At 54.7% G+C, this 21,573-nt stretch carries 13 protein-coding genes; 7 read left to right on the top strand and 6 right to left on the bottom strand.

Annotation, left to right across the window (positions count from 1 at the left end):
• Positions 1 to 104: 104 nt before the first annotated feature.
• Positions 105 to 1,373, top strand: a complete 1,269-nt coding sequence (locus Mal52_RS21560) for a leucine-rich repeat domain-containing protein (RefSeq protein ID WP_145378583.1) — start codon at positions 105 to 107, stop codon at positions 1,371 to 1,373.
• Between the two features lie 64 nt (positions 1,374 to 1,437).
• Positions 1,438 to 2,646: a leucine-rich repeat domain-containing protein gene (locus Mal52_RS21565; RefSeq protein ID WP_145378584.1), complete on the top strand. Its 1,209-nt coding sequence runs from the start codon at positions 1,438 to 1,440 to the stop codon at positions 2,644 to 2,646.
• A 1-nt stretch (position 2,647) separates the two neighbouring features.
• On the opposite strand, the gene Mal52_RS29935 is transcribed toward Mal52_RS21565, so the two are convergent.
• Together Mal52_RS29935 and Mal52_RS21570 are read right to left on the bottom strand one after the other, a co-directional pair.
• The gene (locus Mal52_RS29935) at positions 2,648 to 2,785 is read right to left on the bottom strand and encodes a hypothetical protein (RefSeq protein ID WP_197532511.1); all 138 of its coding nucleotides are present in this window, start codon (positions 2,783 to 2,785) and stop codon (positions 2,648 to 2,650) included.
• A gap of 163 nt (positions 2,786 to 2,948) precedes the next feature.
• Entirely contained in the window at positions 2,949 to 3,623 is a 675-nt protein-coding gene (locus Mal52_RS21570) for a TVP38/TMEM64 family protein (RefSeq protein ID WP_145378585.1), read from the bottom strand.
• Positions 3,624 to 4,092: 469 nt separating this feature from the next.
• On the opposite strand from Mal52_RS21570, the gene Mal52_RS21575 reads away from it, so the two are divergent.
• Positions 4,093 to 5,172: a DUF1559 family PulG-like putative transporter gene (locus Mal52_RS21575; protein ID WP_145378586.1), complete on the top strand. Its 1,080-nt coding sequence runs from the start codon at positions 4,093 to 4,095 to the stop codon at positions 5,170 to 5,172.
• 73 nt (positions 5,173 to 5,245) lie between these two features.
• On the opposite strand, the gene gpmA is transcribed toward Mal52_RS21575, so the two are convergent.
• The 4 genes from gpmA to Mal52_RS21595 form a co-directional block, all read right to left on the bottom strand.
• Complete coding sequence (gene gpmA, locus Mal52_RS21580; protein WP_145378587.1) at positions 5,246 to 5,995, bottom strand: 2,3-diphosphoglycerate-dependent phosphoglycerate mutase; 750 nt, start codon at positions 5,993 to 5,995, stop codon at positions 5,246 to 5,248.
• Between the two features lie 360 nt (positions 5,996 to 6,355).
• Positions 6,356 to 7,684: a hypothetical protein gene (locus tag Mal52_RS21585; RefSeq protein WP_145378588.1), complete on the bottom strand. Its 1,329-nt coding sequence runs from the start codon at positions 7,682 to 7,684 to the stop codon at positions 6,356 to 6,358.
• A 60-nt stretch (positions 7,685 to 7,744) separates the two neighbouring features.
• On the bottom strand, positions 7,745 to 8,686 hold the full coding sequence (locus Mal52_RS21590; protein WP_145378589.1) for a dihydrodipicolinate synthase family protein: 942 nt from the start codon (positions 8,684 to 8,686) through the stop codon (positions 7,745 to 7,747).
• A 276-nt stretch (positions 8,687 to 8,962) separates the two neighbouring features.
• Positions 8,963 to 10,753 (bottom strand): hypothetical protein, encoded by a 1,791-nt coding sequence (locus Mal52_RS21595; protein ID WP_145378590.1) that lies wholly within the window; start codon positions 10,751 to 10,753, stop codon positions 8,963 to 8,965.
• Between the two features lie 249 nt (positions 10,754 to 11,002).
• Between Mal52_RS21595 and Mal52_RS21600 the strand changes: the two genes are divergently transcribed.
• From Mal52_RS21600 to Mal52_RS21615, 4 genes are all read left to right on the top strand, one after another.
• Entirely contained in the window at positions 11,003 to 11,770 is a 768-nt protein-coding gene (locus Mal52_RS21600) for a phosphorylase family protein (RefSeq protein WP_145378591.1), read from the top strand.
• A gap of 57 nt (positions 11,771 to 11,827) precedes the next feature.
• Positions 11,828 to 13,186, top strand: a complete 1,359-nt coding sequence (locus Mal52_RS21605) for a sulfatase-like hydrolase/transferase (RefSeq protein ID WP_145378592.1) — start codon at positions 11,828 to 11,830, stop codon at positions 13,184 to 13,186.
• 309 nt (positions 13,187 to 13,495) lie between these two features.
• Positions 13,496 to 14,773: a peptidase MA family metallohydrolase gene (locus Mal52_RS21610; RefSeq protein ID WP_145378593.1), complete on the top strand. Its 1,278-nt coding sequence runs from the start codon at positions 13,496 to 13,498 to the stop codon at positions 14,771 to 14,773.
• A gap of 671 nt (positions 14,774 to 15,444) precedes the next feature.
• Positions 15,445 to 21,552: an alpha-2-macroglobulin family protein gene (locus Mal52_RS21615; protein WP_197534380.1), complete on the top strand. Its 6,108-nt coding sequence runs from the start codon at positions 15,445 to 15,447 to the stop codon at positions 21,550 to 21,552.
• Positions 21,553 to 21,573 lie beyond the last annotated feature (21 nt).

Genomic DNA, 21,573 nt, shown 5'->3' on the forward strand with positions numbered 1-21,573 from the left:
TGATCAACATATCACAATGCGGCTACCAAGGTCAAAATGGATTTCACAGCAAGACGGGATTTTTCTGGTAGACTACCCGGACACACAACATAGGAGCGCTCGCCATGTCCGAACCGAAACCAGCCAAATCTCAGGTAATTTTCTGGGTCTTTTTGTTCTTCGCTATTGCCACCGCTGTGGTTTTGATCTCCGTTTTTAATATACGTTCGCGTCATGAGCGTCAGCAGGCGGCGATTGTTGAGATTAACCGGCTCAGGGGCATTACTGAGACGCAAGTCAGACGCCCCTGGGGTATTCCCGATCGGCTTTGGCCTTCCGTGGATCACCTGTTTGTGCACCTGGAAAAGGTGGACTTCAATAGCAAGAAAGTCAACGACGACGACCTGCGGTTGTTGCAGGATACGGATCACGTATGGAAGTTACTTTTGCACAACACTGAGATTACCGATGCAGGAGTGCAGTACCTAAAAGATATGCCGCAGCTTAGGGTATTGACGCTCGGGAACACCAAAGTGAGTGATGCGGGGCTGGCAAACCTGACTGGGATCACAACTCTCATCGATCTTTCGTTGGGGAACGATAAACACGGCGATGCTGGATTGGTGCATATTGGCAAAATAACTAGCTTGAGAATGTTGACAGTCGGTGGAGCGGACATTACCGATGCGGGGTTGGCGCACCTGAGCAAATTGAGGAAGCTGAAAACTCTCAGATTAAGCGGCGCCCAAATAACCGATGCCGGATTGAAGCAATTCAGTTCGTTGCGAAATTTGCATTTGCTGGAAATCTCTGGCACAAACATTACCGATGCCAGCTTGACCGATCTCGGCAGCTTTTCAAAGCTGAAAAGATTGGCGCTTGTCGATTGCCCGCTGCGCGGGCCAGGGTTGGCGGAATTGGGGCGGCTAAAAAACCTGCAGAGCTTGCAGCTCACTCATACGCGGATTGACGACGACGGCTTGCGATATCTGCCGCGGCTCTCCCGACTGAGGAGTCTCAATTTGTCGGATTCAAACATCAACGGCGCAGGGCTGCAACATCTCAGTGGTTTGCCGGAACTTCACTCGTTAACCTTGCAGAACACGGGTGTCAAAAACGCGGGGTTGGAGCACATAGCAAAATTGAAAAAGCTCTCCGGCTTGATTTTAACGAACTGCCCGATCGACAAAGCGGGTTTAGAAAAACTCAGAAACGCTCCTGAATTGTCATATTTGAACTTGAATGACACCCCCATTGACGACGACGCAGTCGCAGCGCTCGCGATGCTTCAGAAATTAAAAGTCTTACAACTGAAAAACACCGCCGTCACCCCAGACGGCATTGCCCGACTGCAGGAGGCATTGCCGGATTGTAAAGTTTATACCGATCCGTAGTTATTGGAGTCGTTCGTCCATGAGAAACGGTGCGGAACCGAGGAGATAATTAGGAGCGCTCGCCATGTCCGAACCCCACCCCCCAAAAAAATCTCGCTGGCTCCGCGCGGGGCTAATGCTGCTCGTCTGCGTCATGTTGCTACTCGCCGGCGGGGTGTTTAGCGTGTGGTTGCCGTATCACCGCGAACGGCAGGCGATTACCGAATTGAAACGTTTGGGAGGAGACGTTGGCTACGATAACATTTGGCCGGAGTCGCTGGCTGATCTAATTGAAGAAGAAAATCTAGGTTTTTATTCGAGGGTCTATTACGTCGATTTGAACGGCACGGGTGTACGCGACGGCGATCTTGCGCTGCTACACGATCTGTCGTATCTTGAAGATCTTTGGCTAAACGACACGCATATCACCGATGCCGGACTCAAGCATATCGGCGGAGTGTCACCTCTTTACGAATTACAACTTAACGGGACACAGATCAGCGATGCTGGATTGGAACATTTGCGAGAGCTGAAGGATCTCGATTTTCTCTCCTTAGACAAAACAAAAGTCGACGGCTCGGGATTGGTCCACATTCAACAACTGCCAAGCTTGTCTTATCTCAGCCTTGGCGAAACGGCAATCAACGATGATGCGTTGGCACAACTAGGTGGCATCACCTCACTGTCAACGCTGAACCTGACGAAAACGCAAATTACCGAGTCCGGGTTGGTGCATTTAGGTGGTTTGACCACGCTGTCAAGCTTGGTCTTGGATGGCACCTCGATCAATAACGCGGGGCTGAAAAGGATCAGCGGCTTGACCAACCTGGATTGGCTATCGCTTGAGGAGACGCAGGTCAGCGATGCCGGCATGCAGCATCTGCGTGCGATGTCGGGCCTTACGATATTGTATCTGAATAACACCCCAGTCGGTGACGAAGGTTTGGAACAAATTGCGGGGTTGCCCGCTCTGGAATATCTCAACCTTAAAAACACCAAAGTCACCGATGCGGGTTTGTCGCACTTGGCAGGTTTAAATCGGCTGACTTACTTGGACCTCAGCGAAACACCAATCACCGACGAAGGGTTGAAGTCGCTCCTCGGCCTGTCCAAATTAGAAACGTTGTCACTCGACAGCACGCAAGTCACCGATGCCGGTGTCGAGCGATTGTTAAAACTGCCAAATCTCTATGAATTGTCGGTAGAACAGACTCAAGTCACGCCAGCCGGTCTGAAAAAAATCGAAGAGGTGACCACTCGTCGATCCTTTGATACGGATTTCTCTTTACCGTAACCTACTCCGCCGCCGCTGGCACCGGGACGCCGTCGCCTTCGTTGACGGGATCTTCCGACAGATCCATCGACATCACATAAATCACCATCCCGACCAGCATCAACACCACGACGGCGATTTGTACTTTTTTGTTTCCCATAGCTTGCTTTCAGCACCTTGATTAAAAAGTCAATTCGTTTTCGAACGGGCGTCGATTCTCGCGAAGCAGCGTCGGAGAATCAAGGGACGTCGTAGGCGTGAGGTTTGAGGAGACAGGCGTGAGGACGGACGGGGAACATTCCTCACGCCTCATGGCTCGCGCCTCAGGCCTCACTGCTCAAGCCTTCGCTCAGCGCTGGGTCCGCTTCGGCCAGTGCTTGCCGTGCCATGCGGGTTACGTAGATGATCAACACGATGCAGACTGCTAGTCCGGCGAATAACACGAATTGGTGGAGTCGGGAATGCGAACTGACGTTGCCGGCGATTTTGGCGGCATGCCCAGCGACGTAACCGAAATAGACTTCGACAAAAATCCCCGGAATGATCCCCAGACATCCCAGAATAAACGTGCTGAAGCGAGTGTTGGTCGTCCCCAGCGCATAGCTGACTGCGACCGGGCTGAGTGGCGTGAGCCGCAATAATATCTGAAACTTCAGTCCCCGGCGTTCCGCAGCAGCGGCGACTGCGGCGATTTTGGGCTGCTGACTCAAAGCCGCAGCCACACGTTTGCGCAGGACAAAACGGGAGATGACGTAGCACAGGCAGGAGGCTCCCAGCGCGCCGATGACAACGATCACGGCCCCTTCGATCAATCCAAACAGTACCCCCGCTGCGACGGCGAACAGTGTATCGGGCACGAAGAGCGGGGTGGCTAAAGCCACGATCACGACCAGTGCGAGCGGTCCCCAGAAGCCCAAAGCGGCAATATCGGCCTCGATTTTGGGGATTTCGCTCCCCATCCAACGCCCAAACAGGATCACTGTGGCGACCAATGCCACAACGATGACTAGCCGTAAGAGGATCCTTTGCCGGTTTTTCACAGTCGCCTACAGAGTCAAAACCCAAAAATCATCGAAAAAACCGTCCTGCTAATGGACGAACCGGTCGACATCGTATCGCAGGAGCACAATCAGGGATAGCTTTTTCGCCTCCCCATGGTGCAGCGAATTCATTGGCTAGGAACGCGAACGCCCCAAAGATCGGCAAAATAGGAGACAATGACGCTTTCCCAACAGCCAGAGTTTCTGGCAGGAACGTTGGTCGAACTGACCAGATTACGGTCGCATCGGGCATGAATAGTGCTTAAACTGTACAAAGCACACATGACGCTCTGCCTCGAATCGTGTCCAGGCAGAGTCGTGTATCGGAGGTGTTCAAATCCACTCTGGAACGTTTTTCGGATGCGGCAAAACCGTAGCGTGAGACGCTGACTGTGTTGCGCTCCTAAAACTTTGGAGACAAAATTTTATGATGATGAATCGACAACGCGTTCGCAAATTTTGCCTTCGGCGGCGGACGATCCGCGAAGGTTTTACCCTGGTGGAACTGTTGGTGGTGATCGCCATCATCGCCCTGCTGATTGCCCTGTTGATGCCAGCCGTACAAAAGGTGCGTGAATCGGCTCGCCGCACGCAGTGCCTGAATCATCTGCACCAAATTGGCCTCGCCTCCCACAATTACCTTTCGACGTATAACGTGTTTCCTCCGGGTTGGATTCAAGGCGACTACTTCGAGGAATATCAGAATCCTGCCACGCCGGCCAGTTATGGTATCGTCGCTGGATTCACGGGCGCCCACCCCACCGGCGAGGTCGACCTGGACCTCCCCACAGGCTCCAACAAATGGAGCGTTTCCTACATGTGGGGTTGGCATGCGTTTCTGCTGTCGGAGATGGATCAAGGCACGGTGAACATCAAGTTTAACGAGCCGAAATCAACGAACTACAACCTGCAGGGCATTCAAATGGTGATTCCCACCTATGTCTGTCCCAGCGCAACACTCCCCGACAAGCGCGCCGGCGATTTGGGCTACGCGACCTATCGTGGTTGCATGGGCAACACGGCCGACAACGGCATGATGAACATGAACAGTACCTACAGCGATCGTGATTGCACGGACGGAACCACGATGACGGTTCTCTTCGGAGAAAGCCGGTTCGGATTCTGGGGCGATGCCCTCTCCTGCTGTGCCCGCGTCCCCCGCGAAGACGACACGTATAACGAAAACGATCCCTTGCGAAATGGAAGAGATCAAAAGCTTTGGGACTGGTACAGCGCCCCCTTCCAAGCGGGTTGGGAGATGGATGATGTTCCCGATGTCGATGACGACGGCGATGACTCAGACGATGTCGACGACGAAGAGAATCATCCGATTCCCGATCGAAATGCGGTCTTCACCTATTTCGGCTTCGGTAGCTTTCACGGCGATGCGGTGAACTTCTTCTTCGTCGACGGCTCCGCTCGTCCGCTCAACAAGACAATGGACAAAAGCATTCTCAATGCGTTGGCCACTCGCAACGGTCAAGAACGAGTCGCCGAAGAATTTTGATCCACGTTCGCTTTAAGCAACCATGAACCATCGGCCGCCGAATCCATTTCGGCGGCCGATTTTCATTGGCGGGTTATTTTTTGGCTTGACCTTGTTTGGCGACGGCATCCATCGCCGCTTGGATCGCTGCTTGATCCCCCAGGTACTCATGCCGGATTGGTTTGAGGTTTTCATCCAACTCATAAACCAACGGCACGCCGGTGGGGATATTCAGACCGACGATATCTTCTTCGCTCACGTCGTCCAAATATTTAACCAGCGCACGCAGGCTGTTGCCGTGGGCGACGATGATTAACTTTTTGCCCGCTTTAATCGCCGGAGCAATCGTCTCGTGCCAATACGGCATGACCCGTTCCACGGTGTCTTTGAGACATTCCGTCAGCGGCAGTTGCTCGGCTGACAGGTTCGCATATCGTTGGTCATTGCCGGGACAGCGTTCATCACCGGGATCCAATGGCGGCGGCGGTGTGTCGTAGCTTCGCCGCCAAACCAGAACTTGCTCGTCGCCGAACTTTTTGGCGGTCTCAGCTTTGTTGAGTCCCTGCAGATCACCGTAATGCCGCTCATTGAGCCGCCAGTCCCGCTCGACCGGAATCCACATCAGATCCATCTCATCCAACGCCAACCACAACGTGCGGATCGCCCGTTTGAGCACCGACGTATACGCCTGGTCGAAGGTGAAGCCTTGCTCTTTGAGAATTTTGCCGGCCCCGCTGGCTTGGCCGATCCCAGCTTCGGTCAGATCCACATCGGTCCAACCGGTAAATCGGTTTTCCAAGTTCCACTGACTCTCACCGTGCCGCAATAAAACGACTTTATACATCGAACTGTGTCTTTCCTAGAATGACGTGTGCTACGAACGTTTTAACAATCTGGTTTCTGTTTCCGTTTTTGGCGGATGCCAATGATTGGATTTTTAACGGTGCTTCGCGATGCACCCTATAAAAAGCCTCGCGCAGAGTCGCGAAGACGCAAAGAGTTGTTTTGTGAAAGGAAGCTGTTGTGGAACATTGATTGGTCGCGCGGCTTGGCTGGAGTCTGGCGTTCCAGGTTTGTTGTGAATGCGGACTTTCCTTCTTTTTCTCTCTTTGCGGCTCAGCGTCTTTGCGCGAGTCCTTTTTTGAGGCTTATCTCCCCTCTTGCATAGTAAGGTGCGTCACAACGCACGCTACCGGGCTTGGGTTCACTCTTGTGTACTGAGATCGGGCGCGTCCTGCAAGTCGCCGGTTCCGGGATAGGTGACTTCGAACCGGCAGTTTTTGAGGAATTCTTGGTCGGGGTGCTCTACAGTTTCGATTCGAATCACAAAACCCCGTTCGTAGGTCTCGAAGACCAGCGGTTGACTGAATAATAAGTCGGGGGCGACGATCGGGCACTCTGCATCGCAAACTTCTGACAACTCGTCTGGAAACCGGCCATTTTGGCGGTAAAAGCGATCCACTCGCAGCGCCCAACGGGCCAGCATTAACCGTTGCCGCATGGCGAGTATCGGCCCCCGCAATTGTGGAGTAGCTGCGAGATAAGGCTTAACGAACGAAAAGGAACTTTGTGCGACCCGCTGTTGCCAGTCGCTGATTTCTGGATTGTCCAACCCTGGTTGGTCGCTGATCGCCGCCAATTCGGAAAGCATTTGTATCCAGTACACGGCGTTTTCGATCACCTGTGGCTCAGAGAGCACTCGTTTGCACCAAGCGATCCATGCAGGTGCCCCCGGCATGCTGATCGCTTCTCGAATCCGGGGCAGCGCGGCTCCGTCAATTAAATGGGTGCGAATGGCAATCAACATCGGTTGGCAACGACAATCGCTTGCTGCGCGCGAGAGTTCGCCATCCAGTGCTATAAAATCCGCCGGTGTGATTTTTTCCCCGGAGAGCAGTTCCGCTAGAGAATTGAGGCTCGTGTTTTGCATGGCGATCGCTGTGAATCGAGACTCGGTCAGCGATTCTTCTCCGACAAGCCTGGCTAACTGAAACCCTTGGATCGTCGACGAGAATGCCGTTTGGGCTTCCCCGGTCCCCAAGGACCAGAGGACTTGTGCATGCAGCAAGCCGCTCAAGGCACGGCATTTCAACATCTCGGACCGACGCGGATTGCTTGCGGACGCATCGACTAAAAGTCGGCAATGCGGACGAGCCACCGCTTGCGCAATCAGCTCTCGACTTTTTTGATTCGCCTGCAATTCATCACGCAGCGGCCTGTGCGCACCGGCGCGGGTTGGTGTTTCGGCGGTCATCAATTGTAAGTACGCTTGTTCCGGTTCCTGCAGCGCGGCGATTGCTTCCAGCAACAATGGACCGGCATCGTCCTGCGGATTGTCGAGCTTGACCGCTAGGTCCGCGCTATGCACCGGCTCACCGCTACCTTCAATACGGTGAATTTCCGCCTCCCAAGCAGCGTGGGACTGATACAGTTGGTAGCCATAGACCGCTGCGGCAACCACGAGCAACGTCGGAACCGTCCAAAGCGCCACTCGCTTCAGCAGTGACGGCCGTTTCGCCGATTTGTCCTCCATGAAAATCGCCTTTCCGCGAACGTTCGTTTTTTCAACCTCAACCAGCAGACGACACCGCCGTTAGGGAATGTTCGGCCAACGTTTTCGCCAACCGATGCGGTCCAGGATCCAATCCAACTCCGCTTGTTCCACGGCGCTCATCGCCGCCGCTGCTGGGGGAGCCAATACGTCGGGGCAATCGATCACCCCCCGCTCATGCAGCATCGTTTTGAGTAGTTCCTCAGAATAGTCCAGATAGAACTGCAAGTAAGGCAAAATCTGTTCTACGTAGATCTTGGCCGCTTGCTCTGTCTCGCCCTCCAGATGCGCGTGAACGGCGGCGGCGTGCAGGTCGAGGGCTTCGGTCCCCGTCATGAATGCCTTCACGCCCAATCGCAACAGATGCAGCAAATGCTTACCGCCCGCTCCACCGATCACCGAGATAGTCCCGCCGGAAAGTTCCAACAACTGCGCGGTCTTGGTCACAAAGTTCTTGCCTTCGGCTTTGACGTGCTGCACGCCGGCAATCTCTCGATCCATCCGCCACAATAACTGGGCTGTCAGAATCGATGAACTGGCGGGGGTGTCTTGGATGATGATCGGCAGCGTGGTTGCCTCCGACAGCGACGCATAGTAGTCGAAGGCACCGTCTGCATCGGGCAGATCGACATACGGCAGTGCCGCCATAATCATATCCGCGCCGAGCTGTTCGGCTTGGCGGGCATAGTTCAGCGAGGTGCCGACCCCCGGAGCAGTGACGCCAAGAAACACCGGCACGCGGCCGGCCACTTCGTCGACAATCATCTCGGTCAAACTTTGCCGGGCATGATCGGGGATTTTGTGAAATTCCGAAGCGATCCCAAAATGGCCAATCGCGACAGCGCCGCACTTCAGGCAATATTGCACCAACCGCCGCTGGCTCGCTTCGTCAATAGCCCCCTCGCGCGTGATGGCTGTGGGCAGAATCGGCATCATGCCCCGCAGTCCAACTGGCGACGTATTGGGATCCTCCGCGCTGTTCATAATGACGGCACTTTCACTGCTATTGATTTCAAAACCTTCTGAAGCGTCTCGCTGAGACTGATCTGCAAGTTTTCAGAACAAGCTCAACCGGGTTTTGAAAGTGGTTCTGGATGATAGTTTTTGGTGGGCGACTCAAGTTCGCATCCGCGCCGCCCCTAATTCGGGACCGGCGGGGAGATCATACCAAAACAATCGGCAGTGAAAACCGCAACCGTGTGAGGCTGCCGGTGCAACGACTTTGATGCGGGGTGTCAGACAACCGCACCGCTTTTGCCGCTAGGGACGCGGTGATTCATAGGGAAGTTGAGGCGGTGGATTATTTCTGTCGATGACATCAACGGCAACACGAAATCGGGGCTTCCCCTCTAGCTTGAGTGCGTAGAACCGGGCGGAATATGTGTTGTCCAAAGGTTTTGGAAAGCCAACCCAACGGTCCTCAGACAGCATCCCGCCGCTGCTCGATTGCCAGAAGCCTTCATCCCGCGCTGCGACGCGGTATGTCAACTGAAACACGTTTTTTCCATTCGGGACAGCCCGCAAGCTATATAACCTGGTTTTACCGTTCGGATCACGATAGAAGAATGCCATGAACTCACCTAGACCGAATTCCAAGTCCATGAATTTGCTTCCCGCTTTAAGTTCGCGAATCCCTAGTTCCCGCAACAATTCGACATCGATTGTCTTGGGCGGAAAGTCCTCAATTTTCATCGTCTCGGCGAGTTGTTTCAGACGGTTTTTGTATTTATCAGGGTCTGACGTCGTTTCGCTGAGTGCGTCTGCGGCTAGCATCGCTTGCAGCGCCTCCTCATCCCGTTTTTGCCGGTGCAGCAACTTGGCGGTAGCGGTCAATGCCTCAAGCGATGTTGTGGATCGGGCTTGAAGATACTCCAACAATCGCTGTTCTAATTCTCGATCCCCGAACCAATGGCGGCTGAATACGACAACCGTTTCGACTGCAGCCTCCTCGTCCAGCAACGCCGCGCAGGCGGCTAGGATTTCTTGGTGCTGCATACGGTCCCAATACGTTACGTAGTATGTGAACGGTCCTTGTTTGGCTTCACCAACGAATTCGCCTTGGAGGTTGTATGCAGTGCGGGAGGCACGGTCGGGAAATATCTCTAGAACCGAGCGGTTGCGTTTGATACGTAGGGATTGTTCCCAAGGTTGAAAGGTCGGCGCTATCCAATTGTCTTCTGCCGATTCGTTAGAAATTGTACGCAAGACTTCCTGGGGAGGTACGTCGGATTGAAATTTCCAGACGCTTTGATTCCGATTCATCAATCCGTGTCCCGTAAACAGCAATTCCGCGTTCCACTTGCCCAAAAACGGCAGTGGCTCCGCGGACTGGAAGGCGGGATAAAACTTATCTGGAATCGATGGTAAAGGTCCATGTTTTTTCCGCAACTCGTCGAACTGTTTGACAAGCGAATCAGCGATCTGTTTGGCGATGTTCTCGGCCGCAAGATGATACTTTGCCGCAGATGACCCGATTCCCGTCGTCGTCGAGTCATGTTTCAACGTGCCGTGCCAATCAAACTCTACTTTCGGCGGCGTGAGATCCTCTCCGTAGGTGCAAGTGCTACGGGTCATGCTATCGGATGCGTTGATATGGATTTCAGCCTGCAGGAAATGTTCGATCAACAGCCCCGACTCTTCAAGGTTTTCCAGGTCGAGTGTCACAAAAATATCCGGAGCCCGTTCCTCCTGCGGAAGAGATTCCCCCAACGGATAGTAGTCAATCCGCTCCAGCGACGGTTGTTGTTTCAACTGCTCCAGCACCAGTCCGCCGACCCGTTTCATGAACGTGTGGTCGCTGTGATTGATGATCGTAATGTGGCGATCGGCGAAATAACTGGGATTGATAAAACCTGTATTCGCAGACGTCGACATATTGTTGTGAGCATTCAGTTTGCCATATTGAACTTCAAACGTCACACCGTCCGCCTGTTCCGTCCCGTCGGGCGAAAAGCCGAACCACAGGAAAGCCAGGATTGTCAGGGGCAGCCAAACGCCGAAGAACAACCACCAGTGCCGATGTTTGCGGATTTTTTCGCGGGAAATGAACATCGTTTCGTCCGTTATTGCAGTGAGTGGATACGCCGGCGAGCTAGTGCGCAACGCCCCGTAACCGGTCATTCGTCCGAGGCACGTTTATCTTAACCAACTTTTTGAATATCTTTTTGAGAAAGTGCACAATTCGGTCGCCGGATGGATCATCCCGTAGACATGCGATACATTGCAGGTGGAGATTTCGCGGCGGCCCCTTGCCGTTCGTGCCGGAATCGTCCTCTTCGTGAAATCGTGACTGGACCAAGAATGACAACCCCTCCCCCCCCTGAAAATAACGCCGCACATGCCGACATTGGTATCGTCTGCGCGCTGCCGATGGAAATCGCACCGTTTTTAGAACGTTGCGAAAAACTCCGCAAATACAAGAGCGATCACTTTGTATTTCGCGGCGGCCGCTATGGAGAGATTAAAGTCGCCATCGTCGAAACCGGCACCGGCTTCGCTCCCGCCCGGCGGGCGACACAGGCCTTGATCGATGCGCACTCCCCTTCCTGGATCCTCTCCGCCGGCTTCTCGGGCGCGCTGCAACCGGAAATGAAAATCGGCCACATTGTGATGGCCAATGATGTTTGCGATGTGCATGGACAGGAATTACGAGTCGACATCAACATGCCGGCCAACCCTGAGGGCGGACTCTATGTGGGCCGGATCCTGAATACCGACGAGATCGTCCGCACCGTGGATGAGAAACGGCAATTGGCCGAACAACATCACGCGCTGGCCGTCGATATGGAAAGCTTGGCTGTCGCTCAAGTCTGTCGCGATACCCAGACGCGGTTTTTGGCTGTGCGGGTGATCAGCGACGATATGTCGGCCGACCTGCCGCCGGAAGTCTTGTCGATTCTGGGAGCGACCGGCACGTACCGCGTTGGTGCCGCCATGGGAGCCATGTGGAAACGCCCAGCCGCCGTCAAGGATTTATGGAAGCTCCGCGAATCAGCCAATTTTGCCGCCGAGCGTCTCGCCATTTTCCTGGATGGAGTCGTCGCCCAATTGTATGAATCGCGACATTAGCACCGTAGCGATTTCAAAAAACGCGGTATGAACGTGACGCCTGATAGGTGAAACCAGATGCATAGAACACGACTCGTCAAAACAGTGCTGATCATCATTCTGCTTGCGGGCTTGCCGAATCTAAGTTTCGGTAAAGAGGCACCGCAAAATCGACTACCCAATATTGTGCTGATCACCGCAGATAATCTGGGCTACGGCGACGTGGGCTGTTACGGCAACTCAACGATCAAAACGCCCGCCATGGATCGATTGGCGACACAAGGGGTGCGCTGCACCTCGTTTTATACGGCCTCTCCCACCTGCACCGTTTCGCGAGCGACCTTGCTCACCGGACGTTATCCACAACGCATCGGGCTGAATCATCAACTCAGTGCCAAACAAAACCTGGGCATCGGTTTGCGGCAGTCTGAAAAACTGATTCCGCAATATCTCAAACCGTTGGGCTACGCCACCGCTTGTTTTGGCAAATGGAATATCGGCTTCGCGCCCGGTAGCCGTCCAACCGAACGGGGGTTCGATGAGTTTTTCGGCAACGCGTCGGGGAACTTCGACTATTACACGCACATTTATGCCGGCCGCAATGACCTGTATCGCGGAACCGAACCGGTCAAGGTCGAAGGATACAGCACCGATCTGTTCGCCGATGCGGCTTGCGATTTTATCGGGCGTCATGCGGAGTCTCCATTTTTCCTGTACCTCCCCTTCAACGCACCACACTTCCCCAGCGCGCGGAACAAAGGGCCGGGCGAGCCGAATATCTGGCAAGCTCCAGCAACCGCTTTGGCTGCGTATGGATATGCGGAGGACGAAACCGATCCGCAAAAGCGATATCACGCCGTCGTCACGGCGCTGGATACGGGGATTGATCGTGTCTTGAAGAAACTGGACGCACTACAACTCACCAACGACACGCTGGTGATTTTCTACTCCGACAACGGTGCGTTCATGTTGCCGGGCCGCGGATTGGAGGTCGCGTCGAATCGACCGCTCCGCGATGGAGGAATCACGTTGTGGGAAGGGGGGATTCGCGTCCCCTGCATCGTCCGTTGGCCGGGGCGACTCAAACCCGGTTCGCTCAGCGACCAACCCTGGATCAGTCTCGACATCCTGCCCTTCATTCTTGCCGTCGCCGGCGGTGAACGCCCCGAGACGCCGGTGCTGGACGGAGTCGACCCGCTGCCGGAGTTACGAGATGAAACACGACCGTCGCCACGGCGTTTCTATTGGGGATTTCGCGGCATGCAAGCTGTGCGAGAGGGGCGGTACAAATGGATTCTCCCCAAACGGGCCAAAGTTGCCCAACTGTTTGATCTGAGCAGCGATCTGTCGGAAACCGTTGACCTGGCCGCTACGCAGCCGAAAGTCGCCGACTCTTTGCGCCAGGCATTCGCCGAGTGGCGCTCGCAATTTCCTTGAAGCCAATTTGTAAACATTGCAATTTTTACAATCAAGACTCGGCAAGGCTGCACGGTGCTGGTTTCGAGATAAAAACCTTCTCAACCTGCAACTTCCAGCCATGTAAGCTTTTACCGCGCGGTGCGTGCGATGCTGCCGCTGTGAAAAGCGCCTTTTCACAGATTTGGCCTCAAGTTTGCTTCTTTGATCTGACCGCACGACGCGGCTGACATTTACAAACAGGTCCCCTGGTCAGCCGTCACTCAATTCAAACACCCCGGTCCTTGCAGGAAGCAAAGACCGCACTCCATTCTGGAGGATACAACGAGCATGGATGCTCTCCTGATTCGACTCGCGCTTGCCGCCGCTGCCATCACATCGATAGGCGCAAAATATCAATCACCCAACTTTACCGTCACCGCTCCCACTGAACAAATGGCACAACAAGTGGCCCAACATGCTGAGCATCATCGCCGCGAATTGGCGCTGGCTTGGTTAGGCCACGAATTGCCCAACTGGTATTCCCCCTGCCCCGTCAAAGTCAAAGTCGGCCAATTGGGAGCCGGCGGATATACGTCGTTTTCCTTCGATCGTGGCCGGTCGGGCGACATGGAAGTTTTTGGCTGGAACATGGTTGTCCAAGGCTCGCTGGAACGCGTGTTGGATTCGGTCATTCCCCACGAAGTCAGCCACACCATCTTCGCCTGTCACTTTCGCCGACCGTTGCCGCGTTGGGCCGATGAAGGAGCCGCCACATTGGCTGAACACGAATCAGAAAAAAGACGCCAACTGATGACCGTCAAACAAATCCTACATACCAGCCAGCGAATTCCATTGCGGACGTTATTGAGCATGAAAGAATATCCCAAGGACCCGCAAGCCGTTTTAAGCCTGTATGCCCAGGGATATACGTTGGCCGAGTTATTGGTGCAGACCGAAGGCAAGGCGTGCTACCTGAAATTTCTTGCTGAATCAGAAAAACTAGGCTGGGATCGTGCCATCAAAAAGCACTACGGTTACCACAGTTTGGAATCCTTGGAAAAACGTTGGGAGAATTGGATTGAAGAGGGATGCCCGCGTCTCGACAGACAGGAGGCACCGCTGTTAGCTGCTGGAAACTCGAACAATCGTAACAATGAAAATCTGGTCGTCCGCTCGCAAACGCCTGATGAGCCGGAAGCAGAAGTTCAATCCGGTGTGGCCGCCCAAAACGGGCCGCAGAGTCGCTTAGTTGCTCCGCGGCCCAAAGTTGCAGCCCGCCCCCGTCGCACAACACAGCCAACCGCCTTGGCGGCAGCGGCACGACAAACGCGTCCCAGCACGAACAACAATTCGCGTAGCGGCAACGAAGGTTGGATTGCCATTCGCACCTCCGGCCGCGCCCTACCAGCCATGGCCACCTCGCAAACGATCGCTGCTGCGAATCGCAGAGAACAATCAAACGCTCGCTCACGACGGCGGCCTAATTCCAATGCCTTAGACGCGCCGGAAACAAGCGAGACCCCCAGAAGCTGGCCCGGCAGCAAGACCTCAAAACAACAACAGATCTCCGCAGACCGTCGCACGAAGAAACGTTCGGAATTCCCCAACCGAACATCGCGACAATGACCCAGTGCCACCGGCAATAGCCGGTACGAATGAGCGTTCGGGATTCCCCAACCGAGCGTTGACCCACGCCCAGCGGATTGTTGATGACCACAGGTGAATGCCCCGCATTGTCCCCCACCCTGGTTCTCGCCTTCCCCCAATGGGCAAAACGAAACCGACAAGCCTTCCGCCCCCACGGAAGGCTTGTCGGCATTTCCAGGCAGCAGGCAGCAGGCGGCGGGCGGTGACGACCGCCGGCGGGTTCGAGCTTCCGCTCGGTGGGGCATGGTTCGCTCCCGTTGGTCGCTGGTGTGGGTGGTGGGTCGTGCTGTTGGGATCTTTGGGCAGGGGTAACGCTGAGGCGTGGACACGAATTCGCATGATTCGAGCGAATGATTTTGCAATTCACGCCTAGAGTACCGTTGCGGCTCAGAAGGAGCTTCGCCCCGGATTGTGAACGGCCGGCAAAATGCATCTTAACGGTTGCGCTGCCGACATCCCTGCGAGCGGGCCGCGATTTTGTGTTCCGGGGCGTTTTTCCGGAACTTTCGCCGCGCCGCTGCCGTCTCAAGCGGTGTAGTTGGGGCTAATACGGCGATGCGATATGCTATCGCTGTACGCTCGCATGCCCGTTTTTATTCAAAATTTATCTCCATCATATATCGGGTTGATTCATGTGCCAGAAATTCTACGTGAAGTCACTTTTAATCGTGCTGGTCGGCGCCGCTTGCGCGTATGCTGCTCAAGCCTCCGTCGTCCCCAAACAAGTCGAGGTCCAAAAATTGTTCAACGAAGGCAACTACAAAGAGGCCTACGACGATTTCCGCCGCCGCGCTTTGCTCAAAGATGCAAATCCTCGTGAGGTTGGAACCGATCTGTTGATGGCCTTGAATTGTTTGCAGCGATTAAATCGTGTCAATGAGATCGATGCATTTCGTGATGAAGTGATCGCTCAACATGCCGACAATTGGCGGTTGCTCAAAGCAGCGGCTCAGTCGCTGCAAAATGGTCCGCACTACGGTTTCATGATTGCCGGAGAATTCGAGCGGGGGCAACATCGCGGCGGCGGGCAACATGCCAGTTCTCAACAGCGCGACCGCGTGCGAGCGTTGCAATTGATGCAGCAAGCCATGCCGCTGCTGGATGAAGAAATATCAAAGCCCGAGGTCGCACAGTTTTACCGTGATTTCGCCAATATGATCTTGCAGAATCGCCGCGGCGGACAGGCGTGGCGGTTGCAGTACCTGACCGACTTGACGACGCTACCTGACTATGAAGTCGGCGGGAATCGGTATGGTTACGGCCATGGTGGCGGAAGCAGCACACAGGGGGCGGCGGTCGATGCTGAGGGCAAACCGGTCTTTTATCACGTGCCGGAAAGCTACGCGGCTTCGCAATCCGACGGCGAGCGCTGGCGGTGGTTGCTCTCCCAAGTCATCGAGCTCGCGCCGCAGCGACGAGCGGAAATCAATACGTTTTTCGCGCAGTTTCTACGTGAACAATTTGGAGTGACGACGTTGGCCCGTTATTCCGGATTCTTTGGGCAAACCGATGACGAGGGGGATGAAAGCGGTACGTATGCGCTGCACACGCTCAAAGAAACGGAAACGATCGCCCGGCTGGCTACCGGCATCAAACGCTTTTCGCTCCCCGATGAATTCAACTTCATCAAAATCTACCAATCGGTCGCTGCGATGCCGGAGGAGCATTACGCCGATCAGGCGCTCGTGACATTGGCCCAGTTGTTTTCCGACCGCCGTCAGTATGACCGGTCGGCGGAGTATTGGCAGGAAAGTTTGGAGCGTTTCCCCAACCGCAACGGCCTCAATAAAAAACAGAAGCTGGCGCAGATCGTCGACAACTGGGGGATGTTCGATACATCCGGCGTACAACCCGCGCGGACCGGTGCGACGATCGACTATCGTTTTCGCAACGGCAAACGCCTGCAGCTGACCGCGTATGAACTCCGCATCCCCGAATTGTTGGCCGATGTAAAAAAGTACATCACTGACAATCCGCAACGGCTCGATTACAACAAGATGAACATCGATAACATTGGGTATCGGATTGTTCAGCAAAACGAACGCAAATATCTCGGCAAGCAGGTCGCCAATTGGTCACTCGATTTAGAACCTCGCGAGAACCATTTCGACAAACGGATCACCATCACTACGCCGCTACAAAAAGCCGGCGCGTATTTGCTGACGGCAAAACTAGAAGACGGCAACGTCAGCCGCATCATCGTTTGGTTGGACGATACGGTGATTGCCAAAAAGCAGTTGAATGGCGAGGTGATGTATTACGTCGCCGACGCCGTCACCGGCAAGCCGATCCCTAAGGCCAATTTAGAGTTTTTCGGTTTTCGCCAGGAAGCGGTGAAGAATCGCCGCAACCAATTCCGCGTGCTCACCAAGAATTTCGCGGAGTTCACCAATGAAAACGGTATCGTTACGACCGACGCCAAACGTCAGCCGCGGGATTACACTTGGCTAGTCACTGCCCGCACTAAAGACGGCCGCTTCGCTTATTACGGCTTTAACTCCGTGTGGTACGGTCAATACTACGACCAGCAATACAACCAGACCAAGGTCTTTACGATCACAGACCGTCCGGTCTATCGCCCCGATCAAAAGGTCGAGTTTAAGTTCTGGGTGCGGCACGCGCAGTATGACCAAGCTGACCGTTCGGACTTCGCGAATCAAGAATTCACGGTTCAAATCACCGATGGCCGGGGGCAAAAAGTCTTCGAAGAAAAACTGAAAAGCGATGCTTACGGCGGAATCGTCGGGGAGTATTCACTGCCCAAAGATGCCACGCTCGGTGCGTATCAATTGCAGATCGTTGGACACGGAGGCGGCTCGTTCCGCGTCGAGGAATATAAAAAGCCCGAATTCGAAGTCACCGTCGAAGCGCCCGACGAACCGGTCATGCTGGGTGAAAAAATCACCGCCAAGATCGTCGCTAAATATTACTTCGGAGCACCGGTCACCAACGGAATGGTGAAATACAAGGTGCTGCGTTCGAAGTATTCACAACAATGGTACCCGCCCGGGATATGGGACTGGTTCTACGGTCCAGGCTACTGGTGGTTTGGGTATGACTACACGTGGTTCCCCGGTTGGAACGACTGGGGTTGCCGGCGCCCGGTTGGCTGGTGGTGGCCCGCGCGTCACGATCCGCCCGAGGTGGTGCTGGGGAACGAAGTCGAAATCGGCGAAGACGGCACCGTCTCCTTGGAAATCGATACGGCGCTGGCCAAAGAAATTCACGGTAACAGCGACCACCGTTACGAAATCACCGCTGAAGTCGTTGACGAGTCGCGGCGAACCATCGTCGGCAAAGGCAAAGTGCTCGTCGCCCGCAAACCGTTCAAGGTCTTCACCTGGCTCGACCGTGGTTATTACCGCGTGGGCGACGACATCAACGCCAGTTTCTCGGCCCACACGTTGGATAACAAACCGGTGCAAGGGACCGGAAAGCTAACGTTGTACCGTGTCACGTATGATGACAAGAATGAACCGGTCGAAACGGTTGAAGAGACTTGGGACGTCAATACAAATGACGAGGGCAAGGCGTCACAAAAAATCGCCGCCTCCCGCGCCGGGCAGTTCCGACTCTCCTATAAACTGACCGATGCCGCCGGACACGAGATCGAAGGCGCCTACGTCTTCATCGTCCGCGGCGATGGCTTTGACGGTCGGCAGTTCCGCTTTAATGACATTGAAATCATCACCGACAAACGGGAATACAAACCGGGCGAAACAGTGCGGATGGCGCTCAACACTAATCGCAGCGACGCCACCGTCTTGTTGTTCCTGCGTCCTACGAACGGCGTCTATTTGCCGCCGCAAGTGATCCGCATGGACGGAAAGAGCACGGTCGTTGATGTAACAGTCGTCCAAAAGGACATGCCCAACTTCTTCGTCGAAGCGATGACCATCTCTGATGCCAAGATTCATACCGGGATGCGCGAAGTCATCGTTCCGCCCGAAAAACGAGTGTTGAACGTCGACGTCACCCCCTCGGCCGAATCGTACAAACCGGGAGAACCGGCCAAGGTCAGCATCAAATTGACCGACACCGATGGCGAACCGTTCATGGGATCAACGGTCCTCTCGATCTACGACAAGAGCGTGGAATACATTTCCGGCGGATCAAACGTGCCGGAGATCAAAGCCTTCTTCTGGAAATGGCGGCGGCGGCATACGCCACAGACCGAATCGAATCTCACGCGGTATTTCGGCAATATGCTGAAACCCAAAGAGGTCGCCATGCAGTTTCTGGGCGCGTTCGGGGCGACAGTTGTTGATGAACTTGCCGACAGTGCCATGACAAAAAGAGGCGGTGACGTTAGAGCTAGGGTCGGCCTAAGGCAAGGCCGCTCAATGGCTAAATCCATGGCGGCACCGGCTGCCGCGCGGATGGAAGCGTCCGAAGGGCTAGCCATGGCCGACGCCATCCCCAACGAATCCGGCAGCGGTGAAACAGGCGACGTCGTCGAACCGACGGTCCGCAGCAACTTCGCCGATACCGCCCTGTGGGTGGGAACATTGGAAACGGACAAGAACGGCATGGCGGAAGTCACCTTGGATATGCCGGAAAATCTCACCGCATGGAAAATCCGTAGCTGGGCGATGGGACAGGGGACGAAAGTCGGACAAGGCGAATCGGAAGTCGTGACCGCCAAGAATCTGCTCGTCCGCTTGCAGGCTCCGCGGTTCTTCATGCAAAACGATGAAGTGGTCCTGTCAGCCAACGTGCATAATTATCTGGAGCAGGACAAATCAGTGCGCGTCGAACTCGAACTGGATGGTGACACGTTACGAGCACAATCCGGCACCACACAAACCATCACCGTGCCGGCCGGCGGCGACGTCCGCGTCGATTGGCGGGTGAGAGTTATCAATCCCGGCGAAGCGACTGTTCGCGTCAAAGCACTGACCGATGAAGAATCAGACGCGATGCAGATGAAGTTCCCGGTGTATGTCCATGGCATGCTCAAAATGGAATCGTTCTCCGGCGCGTTGCGGCCCGACGAAACGAGCGGAAAGTTCACGATCGACGTTCCCGAAGCGCGACGCATCAATGAGTCGATCTTAGAGATCCGCTATTCCCCCAGTTTGGCCGGCGCGATGGTCGATGCGCTGCCCTATCTCATCAACTACCCTTACAAGACGACCGAAAGCACGCTCAATCGGTTCTTGCCGGCGGTCATCACGCAAAACATCCTGTTGCGGATGAAACTGAACCTCAAAGACATCCGCGAAAAACGGACGAATCTCAATGCCCAGGAAATTGGCGACGATGCCCAACGGGCGGAGCAATGGAAACGGTTCGACGTGGATCCGGTCTTCGACGAAGACCTCCTGCGTGAGATCGTTGCCGAGAATCTGCAGGCTTTGACCGAGATGCAACTGTCCGACGGCGGTTGGGGTTGGTTCTCCGGTTGGGGCGAGCATTCCTATCCGCACACAACAGCCAGCGTCGTGCGCGGCCTGCAACTGGCGAAGGCCAACGACGTGGCCCTGGTGCCGGGAATGTACGAACGGGGCGTCGAGTGGCTGAAACGTTATCAAGATCAGCAAATCGAATTGCTCAAAAACGCAGCCGCTGAAAAGAAACCGTATAAAACGAGGGCCGATAATCTCGACGCACTGGTCTACATGGTGCTCGTCGATGCCGACATTGCCAGCGCCGACATGCGAGAGTTCTTGTATCGCGATCGTACCAAGTTGTCGGTGTACGGCATGGCGCTGTTTGGTTTGGCACTGGAAAAACAACAGCAAGCCGAACAGTTGGCGATGATCATGCGGAACATCGAGCAATACCTCGTCGAGGATGACGAAAACCAAACCGCATACCTCAACCTCCCCAACGGCGGGTATTGGTGGTCTTGGTACGGCAGCGAGTTCGAGGCACATGCGATGTACCTCAAACTGCTCGCTCGCACGGAACCGAAATCACGCAAGGCGTCGCGGCTGGTGAAATATCTGTTGAACAATCGAAAGCACGCCACCTACTGGAACAGCACGCGGGACACGGCGCTGTGTGTTGAAGCCCTTGCCGATTACATGGTCGCCAGCGGCGAAGACCGCCCGGACATGACGGTCGAGATTTACTACGACGGCGAAAAACAGAAGGAAGTCAAAATCGACGCCGAAAACCTCTTCAGCTTCGACAACAAAGTCGTTCTGGTGGGCGATGCGATCACCACCGGTCGGCATACAATTGAACTTCGCAAAAAGGGAACCGGCCCGCTCTATTTTAACGGCTACCTAACGACCTTCACGCTGGAGAAATTCATCGAACGCGCCGGTTTAGAGGTCAAAGTCAATCGTAAATACTACAAGTTGGTCGAGCGAGAAAAAACGGTCAAAGTCGCTGGTTCCCGCGGGCAAGCGGTCGATCAGAAAGTCGAGAAATATGATCGGCAAGAACTCGTCAATCTGGAACAAATCCAGAGCGGTGACCTGATCGAAATCGAATTAGAAATCGACAGCAAAAACGACTACGAATACCTCGTCTTCGAAGACATGAAAGCGGCCGGATTTGAACCGTTCGAAGTCCGTAGCGGCTACGGCGGCAAGGGAATGCGGGCTTATATGGAACTTCGCGATGATCGCGTGACGTTCTTCGTGCGGCATCTAGCCCGCGGCAAACACAGCATCGCTTATCGCATGCGGGCCGAAATCCCCGGCCTGTTCAATGCCCTGCCGACGCGCGGTTATGCGATGTATGCTCCGGAGCTAAAGGGCAACTCCGACGAGATGCAGGTGCGGATCGTGGACGAAACCAAGTAGTTAGCAGCCTAGAGGGTTATC

Source organism: Symmachiella dynata, from assembly GCF_007747995.1.
Classification (GTDB): domain Bacteria; phylum Planctomycetota; class Planctomycetia; order Planctomycetales; family Planctomycetaceae; genus Symmachiella; species Symmachiella dynata.